Annotated in this window: 12 protein-coding genes; all 12 read right to left on the reverse strand. The window is 42.8% G+C overall.

Features of this window, described 5'->3' with window-relative positions; translation table 11 throughout:
* Positions 1-119: GTP-binding protein (locus Q4600_RS20640; protein WP_303518424.1), on the reverse strand; the 119-nt coding region annotated here is incomplete at its 3' end.
* Between the two features lie 69 nt (positions 120-188).
* Entirely contained in the window at positions 189-2,285 is a 2,097-nt protein-coding gene (fusA, locus tag Q4600_RS20645) for an elongation factor G (protein ID WP_303518415.1), read from the reverse strand.
* Positions 2,286-2,363: 78 nt separating this feature from the next.
* Complete coding sequence (rpsG, locus tag Q4600_RS20650; protein WP_102529392.1) at positions 2,364-2,834, reverse strand: 30S ribosomal protein S7; 471 nt, start codon at positions 2,832-2,834, stop codon at positions 2,364-2,366.
* A 77-nt stretch (positions 2,835-2,911) separates the two neighbouring features.
* The gene (gene rpsL / locus Q4600_RS20655) at positions 2,912-3,286 is read right to left on the reverse strand and encodes a 30S ribosomal protein S12 (RefSeq protein WP_102529393.1); all 375 of its coding nucleotides are present in this window, start codon (positions 3,284-3,286) and stop codon (positions 2,912-2,914) included.
* Positions 3,287-3,464: 178 nt separating this feature from the next.
* A complete protein-coding gene (gene rpoC / locus Q4600_RS20660; RefSeq protein ID WP_303518418.1) occupies positions 3,465-7,685 on the reverse strand; it encodes a DNA-directed RNA polymerase subunit beta' in 4,221 nt (1,406 codons plus the stop codon).
* A gap of 81 nt (positions 7,686-7,766) precedes the next feature.
* Positions 7,767-11,798, reverse strand: a complete 4,032-nt coding sequence (gene rpoB, locus Q4600_RS20665; RefSeq protein ID WP_102529395.1) for a DNA-directed RNA polymerase subunit beta — start codon at positions 11,796-11,798, stop codon at positions 7,767-7,769.
* 240 nt (positions 11,799-12,038) lie between these two features.
* The gene (gene rplL / locus Q4600_RS20670; protein WP_102529396.1) at positions 12,039-12,407 is read right to left on the reverse strand and encodes a 50S ribosomal protein L7/L12; all 369 of its coding nucleotides are present in this window, start codon (positions 12,405-12,407) and stop codon (positions 12,039-12,041) included.
* A gap of 54 nt (positions 12,408-12,461) precedes the next feature.
* Positions 12,462-12,959 carry a 50S ribosomal protein L10 gene (rplJ, locus tag Q4600_RS20675; RefSeq protein WP_102529397.1) on the reverse strand — a complete coding sequence of 166 codons (498 nt, stop codon included), beginning with the start codon at positions 12,957-12,959 and terminating at the stop codon, positions 12,462-12,464.
* Positions 12,960-13,216: 257 nt separating this feature from the next.
* Positions 13,217-13,918 carry a 50S ribosomal protein L1 gene (gene rplA, locus Q4600_RS20680; protein WP_102529398.1) on the reverse strand — a complete coding sequence of 234 codons (702 nt, stop codon included), beginning with the start codon at positions 13,916-13,918 and terminating at the stop codon, positions 13,217-13,219.
* Positions 13,919-13,922: 4 nt separating this feature from the next.
* A complete protein-coding gene (gene rplK, locus Q4600_RS20685; RefSeq protein WP_102529399.1) occupies positions 13,923-14,351 on the reverse strand; it encodes a 50S ribosomal protein L11 in 429 nt (142 codons plus the stop codon).
* Between the two features lie 128 nt (positions 14,352-14,479).
* Positions 14,480-15,031, reverse strand: a complete 552-nt coding sequence (gene nusG, locus Q4600_RS20690) for a transcription termination/antitermination protein NusG (protein ID WP_102529400.1) — start codon at positions 15,029-15,031, stop codon at positions 14,480-14,482.
* 8 nt (positions 15,032-15,039) lie between these two features.
* Positions 15,040-15,411: a preprotein translocase subunit SecE gene (gene secE / locus Q4600_RS20695; protein ID WP_055026517.1), complete on the reverse strand. Its 372-nt coding sequence runs from the start codon at positions 15,409-15,411 to the stop codon at positions 15,040-15,042.
* Positions 15,412-15,689 lie beyond the last annotated feature (278 nt).

Consider the following 15,689-nt stretch of genomic DNA (forward strand, 5'->3'; position numbering starts at 1 on the left):
TAAGTTTTGGTTAAAACAGCTGAGATTGCAGCAGTTAGCGTTGTTTTACCATGGTCGACGTGACCGATTGTACCCACATTTACGTGTGGTTTATTACGTTCAAATTTTTCTTTAGCCACGATATATTCCTTTCTTTTCAGAAGTGCTCGATTACGAGCTATATAACATTTAGTAAAGCACCTAAGTTTTTAGGTACGTGATTCAATAATCGCATTTGCAATGTTTGATGGTGCGTCAGCATACTTAGCAAACTCCATAGAGTAAGAAGCACGCCCCTGAGTTGCACTTCGCAAATCAGTTGCATAACCAAACATTTCTGATAGTGGAACTGTCGCATGGATAATTTTAACACCACCCAAGCCATCGTCCATACCATCAATAACACCACGACGTCGGTTTAAGTCACCTACTACATCGCCCATGTTATTTTCTGGCATGGTAATTTCCACTTTCATTGTAGGTTCTAGTAGCACAGGGCTTGCTTCTAGCGCACCCTTTTTGAAGCCCATTGAACCTGCAATTTTGAAAGCCATCTCATTTGAATCGACATCATGATATGAGCCATCAAATAAAGTCACTTTCACATCGAGCATAGGATAACCGGCTAAAACACCGTTTTTCATTTGCTCTTGAATACCTTTGTCTACTGAAGGGATGAATTCACGAGGAACTGCACCACCAACAACTTCATTGACAAATTCATAGCCAGCACCATCTTCCAATGGTTCAACCTTAAGCCAAACATGACCAAATTGACCACGTCCACCTGATTGACGTATGAATTTACCTTCCACTTCAACTGAAGAGCGAATCGTTTCACGATAGGCAACCTGAGGTTTACCTACGTTACATTCGACATTAAATTCGCGACGCATGCGGTCAACGATAATATCTAAATGTAATTCACCCATGCCAGAAATCAATGTTTGAGCTGACTCTTCATCAGTTTCCACTCTAAAAGAAGGATCTTCAGCCGCTAACTTTTGTAGCGCAATCCCCATTTTATCTTGGTCTGCTTTAGAGCGAGGCTCAACGGCAATGGTAATTACAGGTTCTGGAAACTCCATACGCTCTAGAATCACTTTATGATCGTTTGCGCAAAGAGTATCGCCTGTTGTCACATCTTTTAAACCGATTGCCGCAGCAATATCACCAGCACGAACTTCTTTCAGTTCAGTACGGTCATTAGCATGCATTTGTACGATTCGACCGACACGCTCACGTTTCTGTTTAACAGAATTGTAAACCGCAGCACCCGACTCTAGTACGCCTGAATATACACGGATAAAGGTTAAAGTTCCAACAAATGGATCAGTCGCAATCTTAAACGCTAACGCAGCAAATGGTGCGTTATCGTCCGATGGTCGTTCTACTTCATTCTCGTTCTCATCGACACCCTTAATTGCAGGGACTTCGACAGGAGCAGGAAGGTAGTCAACCACCGCATCCAACACCGCCTGAACACCTTTGTTCTTAAAAGCAGAACCACAAGTTGCTAAAACGATTTCGTTGTTAATTGTGCGCTGACGTAGTGCTAACTTAATCTCTGCTTCAGATAAAGTGCCTTCTTCAAGGTACTTTTCCATCAGTTCATCAGAGGCTTCGGCTGCACTTTCCACAAGATACTCATGCATTTCTTCAGCCTTGGCTAAAAGATCTGCGGGAATTTCTTCATAAGAGAAAGTCGTACCCTGATCTTCTTCAGACCAGTTAATCGCTTTCATCTTAATTAAATCAATAACCCCTTTGAAGTTTTCTTCTGCACCAATATTTAATTGAATTGGAACACAAGTAGCACCTAAGCGGTTACGGATTTGGTCAATGACACTATCAAAGTCAGCACCAGCACGATCCATCTTATTGACGAAAACCATGCGTGGGACTTCATACTTGTTGGCTTGACGCCAAACAGTCTCAGATTGAGGCTCTACACCTGATGAACCGCAGAATACAACCACAGCGCCATCAAGTACGCGTAACGAGCGCTCGACTTCAATAGTAAAATCAACGTGACCAGGGGTATCGATGATATTAATGCGATGTTCGGTGAATTGAGCATCCATACCACGCCAGAAAGTCGTCACAGCAGCTGAGGTGATAGTAATACCACGCTCTTGCTCTTGTACCATCCAGTCAGTAGTAGCGGCGCCGTCATGCACCTCACCGATTTTATGAGACAAACCGGTATAGAACAGAACACGTTCTGTTGTGGTAGTTTTACCTGCATCCACATGAGCAACAATACCGATATTTCGATAACGCTCAATTGGGGTTGTACGAGCCACTATTTATACCCTCTCACCTAAAGCTATGCTTTAGTAAATATCAACAATATGGAGTGGGCTAACGCCCACTCCATCAAATTACCAACGGTAATGAGCAAAGGCTTTGTTAGCTTCAGCCATGCGATGCACGTCTTCACGCTTCTTAACAGCAGTACCTTTGTTTTCAGATGCATCTAACATTTCACCTGCTAGACGTAGAGCCATAGATTTTTCACCACGCTTGCGAGCAGCTTCAACTAACCAGCGCATCGCTAGTGCGTTACGACGCACTGGACGAACTTCACATGGTACTTGATAAGTAGAACCACCAACACGACGAGATTTAACCTCGACTGAAGGGCGAACGTTATCAAGAGCTGCTTCAAGGATACTTAAATGATCTTCGCTTTTTTTCTCAGCGACAACATCAAGTGCCTTGTAGATAATTTTTTCAGAAGTTGACTTTTTACCGTCAACCATAATGACGTTGATGAACTTAGCCAACAACTCACTTTTAAACTTTGGATCTGGTAGGATTTTACGTTGTCCTACAACGCGACGTCTTGGCATAACAATTCTCCGTATGCTTCAGGTATTTCCAAAACTGGAATATTTATAACTAGCTTGGCCTTACTTAAACGGACAAGTTATGACTTAGGACGCTTAGCACCGTACTTAGAACGGCCTTGGCGACGAGCACTAACGCCAGCACAATCTAATGCACCGCGAATAGTGTGGTAACGCACACCCGGTAGATCTTTAACACGACCGCCACGGATTAGAATTACACTATGTTCCTGCAAGTTGTGACCTTCACCACCGATGTACGAAGTAACTTCGAAACCGTTAGTTAAGCGAACACGTGCTACTTTACGTAGTGCAGAGTTAGGTTTTTTAGGTGTTGTAGTGTAAACACGAGTACAAACACCACGTTTTTGTGGACACGAATCCAACGCTGGCACATTAGTCTTTTCGACTTTTGGCGAGCGAGGCTTACGTACCAACTGGTTTACAGTTGCCATGAATAGCTCCGTTCAGTTGAATAATCTCAACAATTTTGTGTGAAAAATCTATATCCCACTATGATGGGACGCGAAAGTTTAGAAAGGTATTGGCCAACTGTCAAGAAATAGACAACTTTTCGTGCAATTCCCAATAAAAAAGGCGCCAAAGGCGCCTTTTTTTAACATAACGTTTACTTTAGTCAGCACTTCCGGCCAAGTTAAGTAAGTCGGCTAAGTTTTTCTCTGCTTCACTAGCAGTGATGACTGGCGCTTCTGCACCTTCATCTTTAACATTAGCACGCGCTTCGTTACGAGCGGTGTGATACGCATAACCAGTACCAGCAGGGATCAGACGACCAACGATTACGTTTTCTTTCAGACCACGTAATTGATCACTCTTACCACCAACAGCTGCTTCAGTTAGTACACGCGTCGTTTCTTGGAACGATGCAGCAGAGATGAATGATTCAGTAGCCAAAGAAGCTTTGGTAATACCGAGTAATTCACGCTCAAACTTCGCAGGCGCTTTGCCTTGAGCTTCAAGCTCACGGTTAGCAATGTTCACGCGAGCAACTTCTGCTTGTTCACCAGCTAAGAAGTTCGAATCACCAGCATCAGTGATTAAGCACTTACGTAGCATTTGGCGAATGATAACTTCAATATGCTTATCGTTGATTTTTACGCCCTGTAGACGGTAAACGTCTTGGACTTCATCAACAATGTAGTTAGCAACATGATGGATACCACGTAAACGCAAGATATCATGTGCAGCTTCTGGGCCGTCAGCGATAACTTCACCACGTTCAACTTTTTCACCTTCGAACACGTTAAGATTACGCCACTTAGGGATCATCTCTTCGTAGTGTTCACTGCCATCAGCAGGACTGATAACTAGACGAACCTTACCTTTAGTCTCTTTACCAAACGAAATGGTACCTGAGATTTCAGCAAGAATAGCGGGTTCTTTTGGCTTACGCGCTTCGAACAAGTCAGCAACTCGTGGTAGACCACCGGTAATATCGCGTGTTTTAGACGATTCTTGAGGAATACGTGCTAATGCGTCACCAACGTTGATTTCAGAGTTATCATCTTTAGCTACAATCGCGTTACCTGGTAAGAAGTATTGCGCAGGTACTTCAGTACCTGGGATCATAAGATCATTACCGCTATTGTCGATTAGACGAATAGCTGGACGCATTTCTTTACCTGCAGTAGGACGAGCACCTGGATCGATAACGACAACTGAAGAAAGACCTGTTAAGTCGTCTGTTTGACGCGTCATAGTAACGCCTTCAATCATATCGACGAATTTAACCGTACCCGCAACTTCTGAAATGATAGGGTGAGTATGTGGGTCCCAGTTCGCAATGATTGCGCCTGATGTCACTTCCGTATCTTCAAGTTGTTCTAGTACTGTACCGTAAGGTACACGGTAACGTTCTTTTTCACGACCAAGTTCATCAATAATCGCAACTTCAGAAGAACGCGATACGATAACCAGTTTGTTCTCGATGCTAGTAACGTGTTTAGCGTTATGTAACTTCAGAGTACCACTGTTTTTGACTTGAACATTGTTGTCAGCTGAGTCACGAGATGCAGCACCACCAATGTGGAAGGTACGCATCGTAAGCTGTGTACCTGGCTCACCAATTGACTGAGCAGCTACAACACCGATAGCTTCACCGTGGTTAATAATATGACCACGTGCTAAATCACGACCGTAACAAGCAGCACACACACCGAAGTCGGTTTCACAAGAAATAACAGAACGAACGACAACTTCATCGACGCTATGCTCTTCTAATAGATCACACCAAGCTTCATCTAGTAATGTGTTACGTGGAGCCAATACTTTTTCAGTACCTGGCTCAAGTACGTCAACTGAGACGACACGACCTAGAACACGTTCACGAAGAGGTTCTTTAACATCACCACCTTCAATCAACGGCTTCATAGTCAAACCACCAACAGAACCACAATCATCTTCAATAACAACTAAATCTTGTGCAACATCAACAAGACGACGAGTTAGGTAACCCGAGTTAGCTGTTTTCAATGCGGTATCGGCAAGACCTTTACGCGCACCGTGAGTAGAGATGAAGTATTGTGATACGTTCAGACCTTCACGGAAGTTAGCAGTAATTGGGGTTTCGATGATTGAGCCATCCGGCTTAGCCATCAGACCACGCATACCCGCTAGCTGACGAATCTGTGCAGCACTACCACGAGCGCCCGAGTCAGCCATCATATAGATGCTGTTAAACGAATCTTGCTCTTCTTCTTCGCCATCACGGTTGATAACAACTTCTTTTTTCAAGTTGTCCATCATCGCTTTAGAGATTTTATCGTTGGTGCTTGCCCAGATATCGATAACTTTGTTGTAACGCTCACCAGCGGTAACAAGACCTGATTGGAACTGCTCTTGAATTTCAAGCACTTCACGTTCAGCTTCTTCAACTAAAGTGTACTTCTCGTCCGGGATAACCATATCGTTGATACCAACAGAGGCACCAGAGATAGTCGCATAACGGAAACCGGTATACATTAATTGGTCAGCGAAGATAACAGTATCTTTAAGACCTAGTGTACGGTAACAAGTGTTCAGCAATTTCGAGATTTGCTTCTTACCCATGTTCTGGTTAACCAGTTCATACGGTAAGCCTTTTGGCAATATCTGCGATAACAATGCACGACCGACTGTAGTATCTACGATACGACGGTTTTGAGTCTTCTCACCATTCTCTGTTACTGAAGTTTCTGTAATGCGAACTTTTACACGAGCATGCAATTCTGCAGCGCCGGTAGCGTAAGCTTTTTCAACTTCATCAACAGACATAAATGACATGCCTTCACCGCGACCGTTCACACATTCTCGGCTAGTGTAGTAAAGACCTAATACAACGTCTTGTGACGGAGTAATTACAGGCTCACCATTCGCAGGAGAAAGAATGTTGTTAGTCGACATCATTAACGAACGAGCTTCTAATTGAGCTTCAAGCGTTAACGGTACGTGTACAGCCATTTGGTCACCATCGAAGTCGGCGTTATATGCCGCACATACTAATGGATGCAATTGGATTGCTTTACCTTCAATAAGAACTGGTTCAAATGCTTGAATACCCAGCCTATGAAGTGTTGGTGCACGGTTAAGCATTACTGGATGTTCACGAATTACTTCGTCTAGTACATCCCATACTTCAGCCTGTTCACGCTCAACCATTTTCTTAGCAGCTTTAATAGTCGTAGCTAAACCGCGACCCTCTAACTTGCCATAGATGAATGGTTTGAATAGCTCAAGTGCCATCTTCTTAGGAAGACCACACTGATGCAAACGTAAAGTAGGACCTACGGTAATAACCGAACGACCAGAGTAATCTACACGCTTACCAAGTAAGTTCTGACGGAAACGACCTTGCTTACCTTTGATCATATCAGCCAAAGATTTAAGAGGACGCTTGTTAGAACCTGTAATAGCACGACCACGACGACCATTATCTAATAGTGCATCAACAGACTCTTGTAACATACGCTTTTCGTTACGTACGATAATGTCTGGAGCAGCTAAATCTAATAGACGCTTTAGACGGTTGTTACGGTTGATTACACGACGGTAAAGGTCGTTCAAATCAGACGTAGCAAAACGTCCGCCATCTAGTGGTACTAGAGGACGTAAATCAGGTGGTAGAACTGGTAAAACTTTTAAGATCATCCACTCAGGCTTGTTGCCAGAAGTGAAGAATGCTTCCATCAGTTTAAGGCGCTTAGTGACCTTCTTACGACGGGTTTCAGAGTTAATTGAAGGCAACTCTTCACGCATTTGATCAATTTGTTCTTCTAAATTGATTGCACGTAGCAAGTCTAAGACTGCTTCAGCACCCATTTTAGCTTCGAACTCGTCACCGTATTCTTCTAATGCATCAAGATATGTTTCTTCTGTCAGCATTTGGCCGCGCTCAAGGCTGGTCATGCCAGGCTCGATCACAACGAAAGATTCAAAATACAGTACGCGCTCAATATCACGTAATGTCATATCAAGCATCAAACCGATACGACTCGGAAGTGATTTCAAAAACCAAATATGTGCAACTGGGCTTGCAAGATCAATATGACCCATACGCTCACGACGTACTTTAGTCTGTGTAACTTCAACGCCACACTTCTCACAAATAACACCACGGTGCTTCAAACGTTTGTATTTACCACACAAACATTCGTAATCTTTTACAGGACCGAAAATACGCGCACAAAATAAACCTTCACGTTCAGGTTTAAAAGTACGGTAGTTAATTGTTTCTGGCTTTTTAACTTCACCAAAAGACCAAGAACGGATTAGGTCAGGCGAAGCCAGACCAATTTTGATTCCGTTAAATTCTTCAGTCTTGCTTTGCTGTTTAAGAAACTTTAATAAGTCTTTCACGTTTCTCTCCTGAAGGAGTTAAACCAGATGCTTTGCTAAGCAAAGCATCCTTGGTTACCAAACATTGCTTAAGAGCGATGCTTACTCTTGATCCAACTCGATATTAATACCAAGTGAACGAATTTCCTTCAACAATACGTTGAAAGACTCAGGCATGCCTGGGTGCATCTGATGGTTACCGTCGACGATGTTTTTATACATCTGAGTACGACCGTTAACGTCATCTGATTTAACCGTTAGCATTTCCTGAAGAGTATATGCTGCACCGTATGCTTCTAGTGCCCATACTTCCATCTCACCGAAACGTTGACCACCAAATTGAGCTTTACCGCCCAATGGTTGTTGAGTTACTAAGCTGTACGAACCGGTTGAACGGGCGTGCATCTTGTCATCAACTAAATGGTTCAATTTAAGCATGTACATGTAACCAACAGTTACTTTACGCTCAAATTCGTTACCGGTACGACCGTCACATAACGTCAACTGGCCTGAGTCAGGTAATCCTGCTAATAGCAGCATTTCCTTGATCTCTTTCTCTTTAGCACCATCGAAAGCTGGTGTAGCAACTGGAATACCACCTTTAAGGTTTTTAGCCAGACGCACTACTTCATGATCAGAGAATGTATTGATATCGACTTTCTGAAGAACGTCGTCACCTAGATCATAAACTTTCTGAATATAATCGCGAAGTTCAGCAATTTCACGTTGCTCTTCAAGCATAGCAGTAATTCGATTACCGATACCCTTTGCAGCAGCACCCATGTGAACCTCTAATACCTGACCAATGTTCATACGCGATGGTACGCCCAATGGGTTTAGTACGATATCTACTGGATCACCAGTTTCATCGTATGGCATGTCTTCAATAGGACAAATCTTAGAGATTACACCTTTGTTACCGTGACGACCCGCCATCTTATCACCAGGCTGGATAGTACGTTTAACTGCAAGGTAAACCTTAACAATCTTCAGTACACCAGGTGCTAAGTCATCACCTTGGGTGATCTTACGACGTTTAACTTCAAACTTCTTATCAAAGTCAGCTTTTAGCTCTTCATGTTGCTCAGCTAATTGCTCAAGCTCAGTTTGCTTCGCTTCATCTTCGATAACCTGAATCAACACATCTTTACGTGGTAATTCAGCGATTTTCTCCTGAGAGAAACCTGCAGCAAGTAACAAGTTACGCGCACGGCTCAAAACACCTTCTTCAAGGATTTGGAACTCTTCGCCTAAATCTTTACGAGCTTGGCCAACATGCATCTCTTCAATTTCAAGCGCACGTTTATCTTTTTCGATACCGTCACGAGTGAATACTTGAACATCGATGATGGTGCCTTTAACAGAGTTAGGTACACGTAAAGAGCTGTCCTTAACATCTGAAGCTTTTTCACCAAAAATAGCTCGGAGGAGTTTCTCTTCTGGAGTCAGCTGTGTTTCACCTTTAGGTGTCACTTTACCAACTAGAATGTCGCCGCCTTTGACTTCAGCACCAATGTAAACAATACCTGACTCATCTAATTTAGACAGAGCAGATTCACCTACATTTGGAATATCAGCAGTAATTTCTTCGCTACCTAGTTTCGTATCACGAGCAATACATGAAAGCTCTTGAATATGAATAGTAGTGAAACGATCCTCTTGCGCTACGCGCTCAGAGATTAAGATCGAATCTTCGAAGTTATAACCGTTCCAAGGCATGAATGCGATACGCATGTTTTGACCTAAAGCCAAGTCACCTAAATCGGTAGACGGACCATCAGCTAAAACATCACCACGAACAATTGGGTCACCAACAGAACAACAAGGGCGTTGGTTAATACAAGTGTTTTGGTTAGAACGAGTGTATTTAGTTAAGTTATAGATATCGATACCGGCTTCGCCTGGCGTCAATTCTGCTTCGTTAACTTTTACTACGATACGGCCAGCATCAACATAGTCGATAACACCACCACGTTTCGCAGCAACAACAACACCTGAGTCAACAGCAAGAGTACGTTCAATACCAGTACCAACAAGAGGCTTATCAGCTCTTAAAGTCGGTACGGCTTGACGTTGCATGTTTGCACCCATCAATGCACGGTTAGCATCATCGTGTTCTAAGAACGGAATTAGTGATGCTGCAACAGAAATAATCTGTTGTGGTGATACATCCATATACTGGATATCAGCAGCACGCATAAAGGTAGATTCACCTTTATGACGACAAGCAATTTGCTCTTCAAGCATACGGTTTGAAGAATCAATTTCAATGTTTGCCTGTGCAATCACATATCGGCCTTCTTCGATTGCTGATAAGTATTCAACTTCATCAGTAACCACACAATCAACCACTTTACGATAAGGGGTTTCAAGGAAGCCATACGAGTTTGTACGCGCGAAACTTGCCAATGAGTTAATTAGACCAATGTTTGGTCCCTCTGGCGTTTCAATCGGACACAAACGACCGTAGTGAGTTGGATGTACGTCACGTACTTCGAAACCAGCACGTTCACGTGTTAAACCACCAGGACCAAGAGCAGAAATACGACGCTTATGCGTTACTTCTGACAACGGGTTGTTTTGATCCATGAACTGTGACAATTGTGAAGAACCAAAGAATTCTTTCACTGCCGCAGAGATAGGCTTAGCGTTAATTAGATCTTGTGGCATAAGCTCATTCAGATCGCCTAAAGATAGACGTTCACGAACAGCACGCTCAACACGAACTAGACCAACACGGAATTGGTTTTCAGCCATTTCACCTACGCTACGAATACGACGGTTACCTAGATGGTCAATATCATCGACTTCATCGTAACCGTTACGGATTTCGATGATTTTCTTCATAACGTGTACGATGTCTTCTTTAGACAGTACGCCAGCACCTTCATCATCAGCAATCTCAAGACGACGGTTGAACTTCATACGACCTACTTTAGATAAGTCATAACGTTCTTCACTGAAGAACAAGTTCTGGAATAAGCCTTCAGCAGCATCTTTGGTTGGTGGCTCACCAGGACGCATCATACGGTAGATCTCAACTAATGCTTCTAAGCGGTTAGTTGTTGAATCAATGCGTAATGTGTCTGAGATGTATGCACCATGATCCAAATCGTTGATAAACAATGTATCAACGTCTTTGATACCCGCTAAAGAAAGTTTAGCTAGGTCTTCAAGGGTGATTTCAGCATTTGCGCTAACAAGTACTTCACCAGTATCTGTATCGATGTAATCTTGAGCAGCGTATTTACCAACGATATAGTCAACTGGTACTTCAAGTTCAGTTGTATTGGTTTTTTCAAGCTGCTTAATATGACGAGCAGTAATACGACGACCAGATTCAACAAGTAATTTGCCTTCAGAATCTTTAATGTCATAACTTGCTGTCTCACCACGGAGGCGATCAGGCACAAGTGCCATAACAAGTGAATCTTGTTTAATCTTGAACTGAATACGTTCGAAGAATAAGTCTAAGATTTCTTGAGTAGAAAACTCTAATGCACGTAGCATGATCGTCGCTGGTAATTTACGACGACGGTCAATACGTACAAATAAGGCATCTTTTGGATCAAATTCAAAGTCAAGCCATGAACCACGGTAAGGAATAATACGTGCGTTATATAGCACCTTACCAGAAGAGTGGGTTTTACCACGGTCATGATCAAAGAATACACCAGGTGAACGGTGTAACTGAGACACGATAACACGCTCAGTACCATTGATAACAAAAGTACCGTTATCAGTCATTAATGGGATATCACCCATGTAGACTTCTTGTTCTTTAATATCTTTAACTGTGCCTGGCGCAGCTTCACGGTCATATAAAACCATACGCAATTTCACGCGTAATGGCGCTGAATATGTAACACCGCGGATCTGACACTCTTTCACATCAAAAACTGGCTCGCCTAGCTTGTAACTGACATATTGCAGTTCAGAATTGCCAGAAAAGCTCTTGATGGGAAAAACGCTACGGAATGCAGCTTCAAAGCCGCGTTCACCCGTAGGATCTTGATCGGTGAACTTCTTAAAAGAGTCTAACTGAATAGACAATAGGTACGGAATATCCAAAACTTTTTGACGTTTGCCAAAGTCTTTACGAATACGCTTCTTTTCAGAATAGGAGTAAACCATGGGTTTCCTCTACTTACGAGATGTGACCAAGACTGAAATAATATAAGTATTATAACAGCACGTTTGCCCATCACCGTTGATGGCAAGAACCTAACCAGTAATCTCTGCTAGGAACTGCTAATAACTGGCGACAAACGGTGAATAAAAAATCGCCTGCGCATATAGCGCAAAAAAGGCCGACGGTTAAAAAACCGCCAGCCTCCGCCCGATTTCTCGGGAGGTGGTAAGTTAGAGTATAACTTACTTAACTTCTACTTCAGCGCCAGCAGCTTCTAGATCGCCTTTAAGGGCTTCTGCTTCTTCTTTAGTGATAGCTTCTTTAACTGCAACTGGTGCAGATTCAGCCATAGCTTTAGCTTCTTTCAGGCCAAGACCTGTAGCGCCACGAAGTGCTTTAATAACAGCAACTTTGTTAGCACCGAAAGAAGTCATAACAACGTCAAATTCGGTTTGCTCAGCAGCAGCTGCGCCGCCTTCTGCGCCGCCAGCAACTACTGCTGCAGCAGCTGAAACGCCGAATTTTTCTTCCATTGCTTCGATAAGTTCAACAACTTCCATTACAGACATTTCTGCGAAAGCTTCTAAGATTTGGTCTTTTGTGATAGACATAACAAAAAATTCCTATTGTACTGAATTCAATAAATTTAAGCGGCTAATAAAATATTAAGCTGCTTCTTTTTGATCGCGAAGAGCGGCCAATGTACGAACAAACTTGCCAGCAGATGCTTCTTTCATAGTCATCATCAACTGAGCTAGTGCTTCGTCGTAAGTTGGTAATTTCGCTAAACGATCAATATCTGCTGCAGGGATTACTTCCCCTTCAAAGGCTGCTGCTTTAATTTCAAACTTTTCTTGTGCAGTTGCGAAATCTTTTAGAAGACGCGCTGCAGCACCTGGGTGCTCAGTAGAAAATGCAATTAAAGTAGGACCAGTAAACGTGTCAGATAGGCACTCAAAATCAGTACCAACTACAGCGCGTTTAACTAATGTATTACGTACTACACGTACATAAACACCAGCTTCACGAGCTGCTTTACGCAGACCGGTCATATCACCTACAGTTACACCGCGTGAATCGGCTACAACTGCAGATAAAGCACCTTTGGCTGCTTCGTTGACTTCAGCAACAATCGCTTTTTTGTCTTCGAGTCTTAATGCCATTGGCTTTACTCCTGGATTCTACCTAGGGATATCCCTAGTATTTACCATATTAAACACTTATGTGTTTAACGACTTACGGTGCAGATTTCCAGCAGAACAAAATCTATCTGGGGGGTCTGACACCGTCTACGTAGGAAATTAAGTTATCCTAAGAAAACACCTACGGTCTTGGACGGAAACCTGTTTTCAACATTGTCGAAAACAGACCTCAACCCACAAAGTGCGCGCATTATAGACTAATACGCTCGCTTTGTATATTACTTAGCTTCTTCCAGAGTACCCTGGTCGATAACTACACCTGCACCCATAGTGGTAGAGATGCTAACTTTTTTCACGTATACGCCTTTAGCAACTGCAGGCTTAGCCTTTTTCAGTGCTGCGACTAACGCTTCTAAGTTTTCTTTAAGCTGTGCTGGTTCAAAATCCACTTTACCGATAGTAGTGTGGATGATGCCATTCTTGTCGTTACGGTAACGAACTTGACCGGCTTTGGCATTTTTAACTGCTTCAGCAACATTTGGCGTTACTGTACCAGTTTTTGGGTTAGGCATTAGACCACGTGGGCCTAAGATTTGACCTAACTGACCAACAACGCGCATTGCATCTGGAGATGCGATAACTACGTCGAAGTTCATTTCGCCAGCTTTAACTTGTGCAGCTAGTTCGTCCATACCAACTAACTCTGCACCAGCTTCTTTAGCTGCTTCAGCGTTTGCGCCCTGTGTGAACACAGCAACACGAACTTCACGGCCAGTACCATGTGGTAATACTGTAGCGCCACGAACGTTTTGATCTGATTTACGAGGATCAATACCTAGGTTAACAGCAACGTCAACACTTTCTACGAATTTAGCAGTAGCAAGTTCTTTTAATAAAGAAACAGCTTCATTGATATCGTAGCTTTTAGTTCCGTCGATTTTCTCGCGGATTACGCGCATGCGCTTAGTTAGCTTTGCCATTATATTAGTCCTCTACTACCAAACCCATTGAACGTGCAGTACCTTCAATTGAACGCATCATCGCTTCAACATCGGCACCAGTCATATCAGTCGCTTTTGTTTCAGCAATTTCCTGAACAGCGCTGCGCTTGATAGTTCCAACTTTTTCGGTATTTGGACGGCCAGAACCAGACTTAAGACCGGCAGCTTTCAATAATAAGAAAGATGCAGGAGGAGTCTTAGTTTCGAACGTGAAAGAACGATCGTTGTATACAGTGATAACAACAGGAATCGGCATACCTTTGTCGAACTTTTCAGTACGAGCGTTGAATGCTTTACAGAATTCCATGATGTTCACACCTTTTTGACCTAGAGCAGGACCAACTGGTGGAGACGGGTTTGCAGCACCGGCTGCTACTTGTAGCTTAATATAAGCTTCAATTTTCTTTGCCATGTCGACATTTCCTCAATTTGGGTTCAAACGCTATCGGCTACATGCCAATGAGCTCCCCTTGAAAACAACGGGTGCGGATTATACTAAAATCCGCACCCGCAAACAAATACTATTTGTATTTAATTTAATCAGTTCTTTTCAACTTGCTGGAAGTCTAACTCAACTGGAGTAGAACGACCGAAGATCATTACTGAAACCTTAACGCGGTTCTTATCGTAATCGACTTCTTCAATGGTGCCATTAAAGTCAGCAAATGGACCATCGTTAACACGAACAACTTCACCAGGTTCAAACATAACGCGATGAGTAGGAGACTCAACGGTATCTTGTAAACGCTGAAGAATGGCATCCGCTTCTTTGTCTGAGATTGGTGCTGGACGATCTGAAGTCCCACCAATGAAGCCCATTACTCGTGGAATGCTTTTCACTAAGTGCCAGCTTTCGTCATTCATTTCCATTTGGACTAATACATAGCCAGGGAAGAATTTACGTTCGCTCTTGCGACGTTGACCATCACGCATTTCAACTACTTCTTCAGTCGGTACTAATACCTCTGCAAAGTAATCTTCCATGTTGTGCATCTTAATATGTTCAAGCAATGTTTTTACTACTCGGCCTTCATAGCCTGAGAATGCTTGAATGACATACCATCTTTTTTTTGCTTCTGTTGCTTCAGTCATGTAAATGCCTATACGCCAGTAATTAGGTTAACAACGCGCAATAGTACCCAGTCGAAACCCCAAAGGATAACGGCTACGACAGCTGTTGCAGCAAGAACAATGAATGTTGTGTTCAGCGCTTCTTGACGCGTAGGCCAAACCACTTTACGTACTTCAATGTGAGCTTCACGAGCAAAAGATAAAGCTTCTTTACCCTTTACCGTTTGCAGAGCAATAAAGCCTGCAATTACAAAGGCAACAATTACGCCTAATGCGCGTACTACAACACTGGCTTCGCCAAATGCTTGGTTGCCAATAACAGCGGCGGCAATCAATATAACTGCAATGCCCCACTTAACAATATCCAGAGAATTATTCTGGTTTTCAGTATTTGTCGTCATCGGTTGGTTCCGTTACTCACTAAGACCTGAGCTTAAATTTGATAAATATGTACCATTTTATCAAATAGTACTTCCGAGTTTAGCCACGAAAAGCATCAGCTCAGGGTCAAAAATCGGCCATAGATTGTATTCTTATTCTAGTCAGTTCGCAAGGTCGACACTAGAGAACATAAGCAAAAGTTAAAAAAAATCTATAAAACAAAAAAAGGAAGCCGAAGCTTCCTTTTTAAAGTGTTAACTAAAGGTCGCTATTAAGCAACGATTTTAGCTACAACACC

Source organism: Shewanella sp. 2_MG-2023 (assembly GCF_030548905.1).
Classification (GTDB): domain Bacteria; phylum Pseudomonadota; class Gammaproteobacteria; order Enterobacterales; family Shewanellaceae; genus Shewanella; species Shewanella electrodiphila.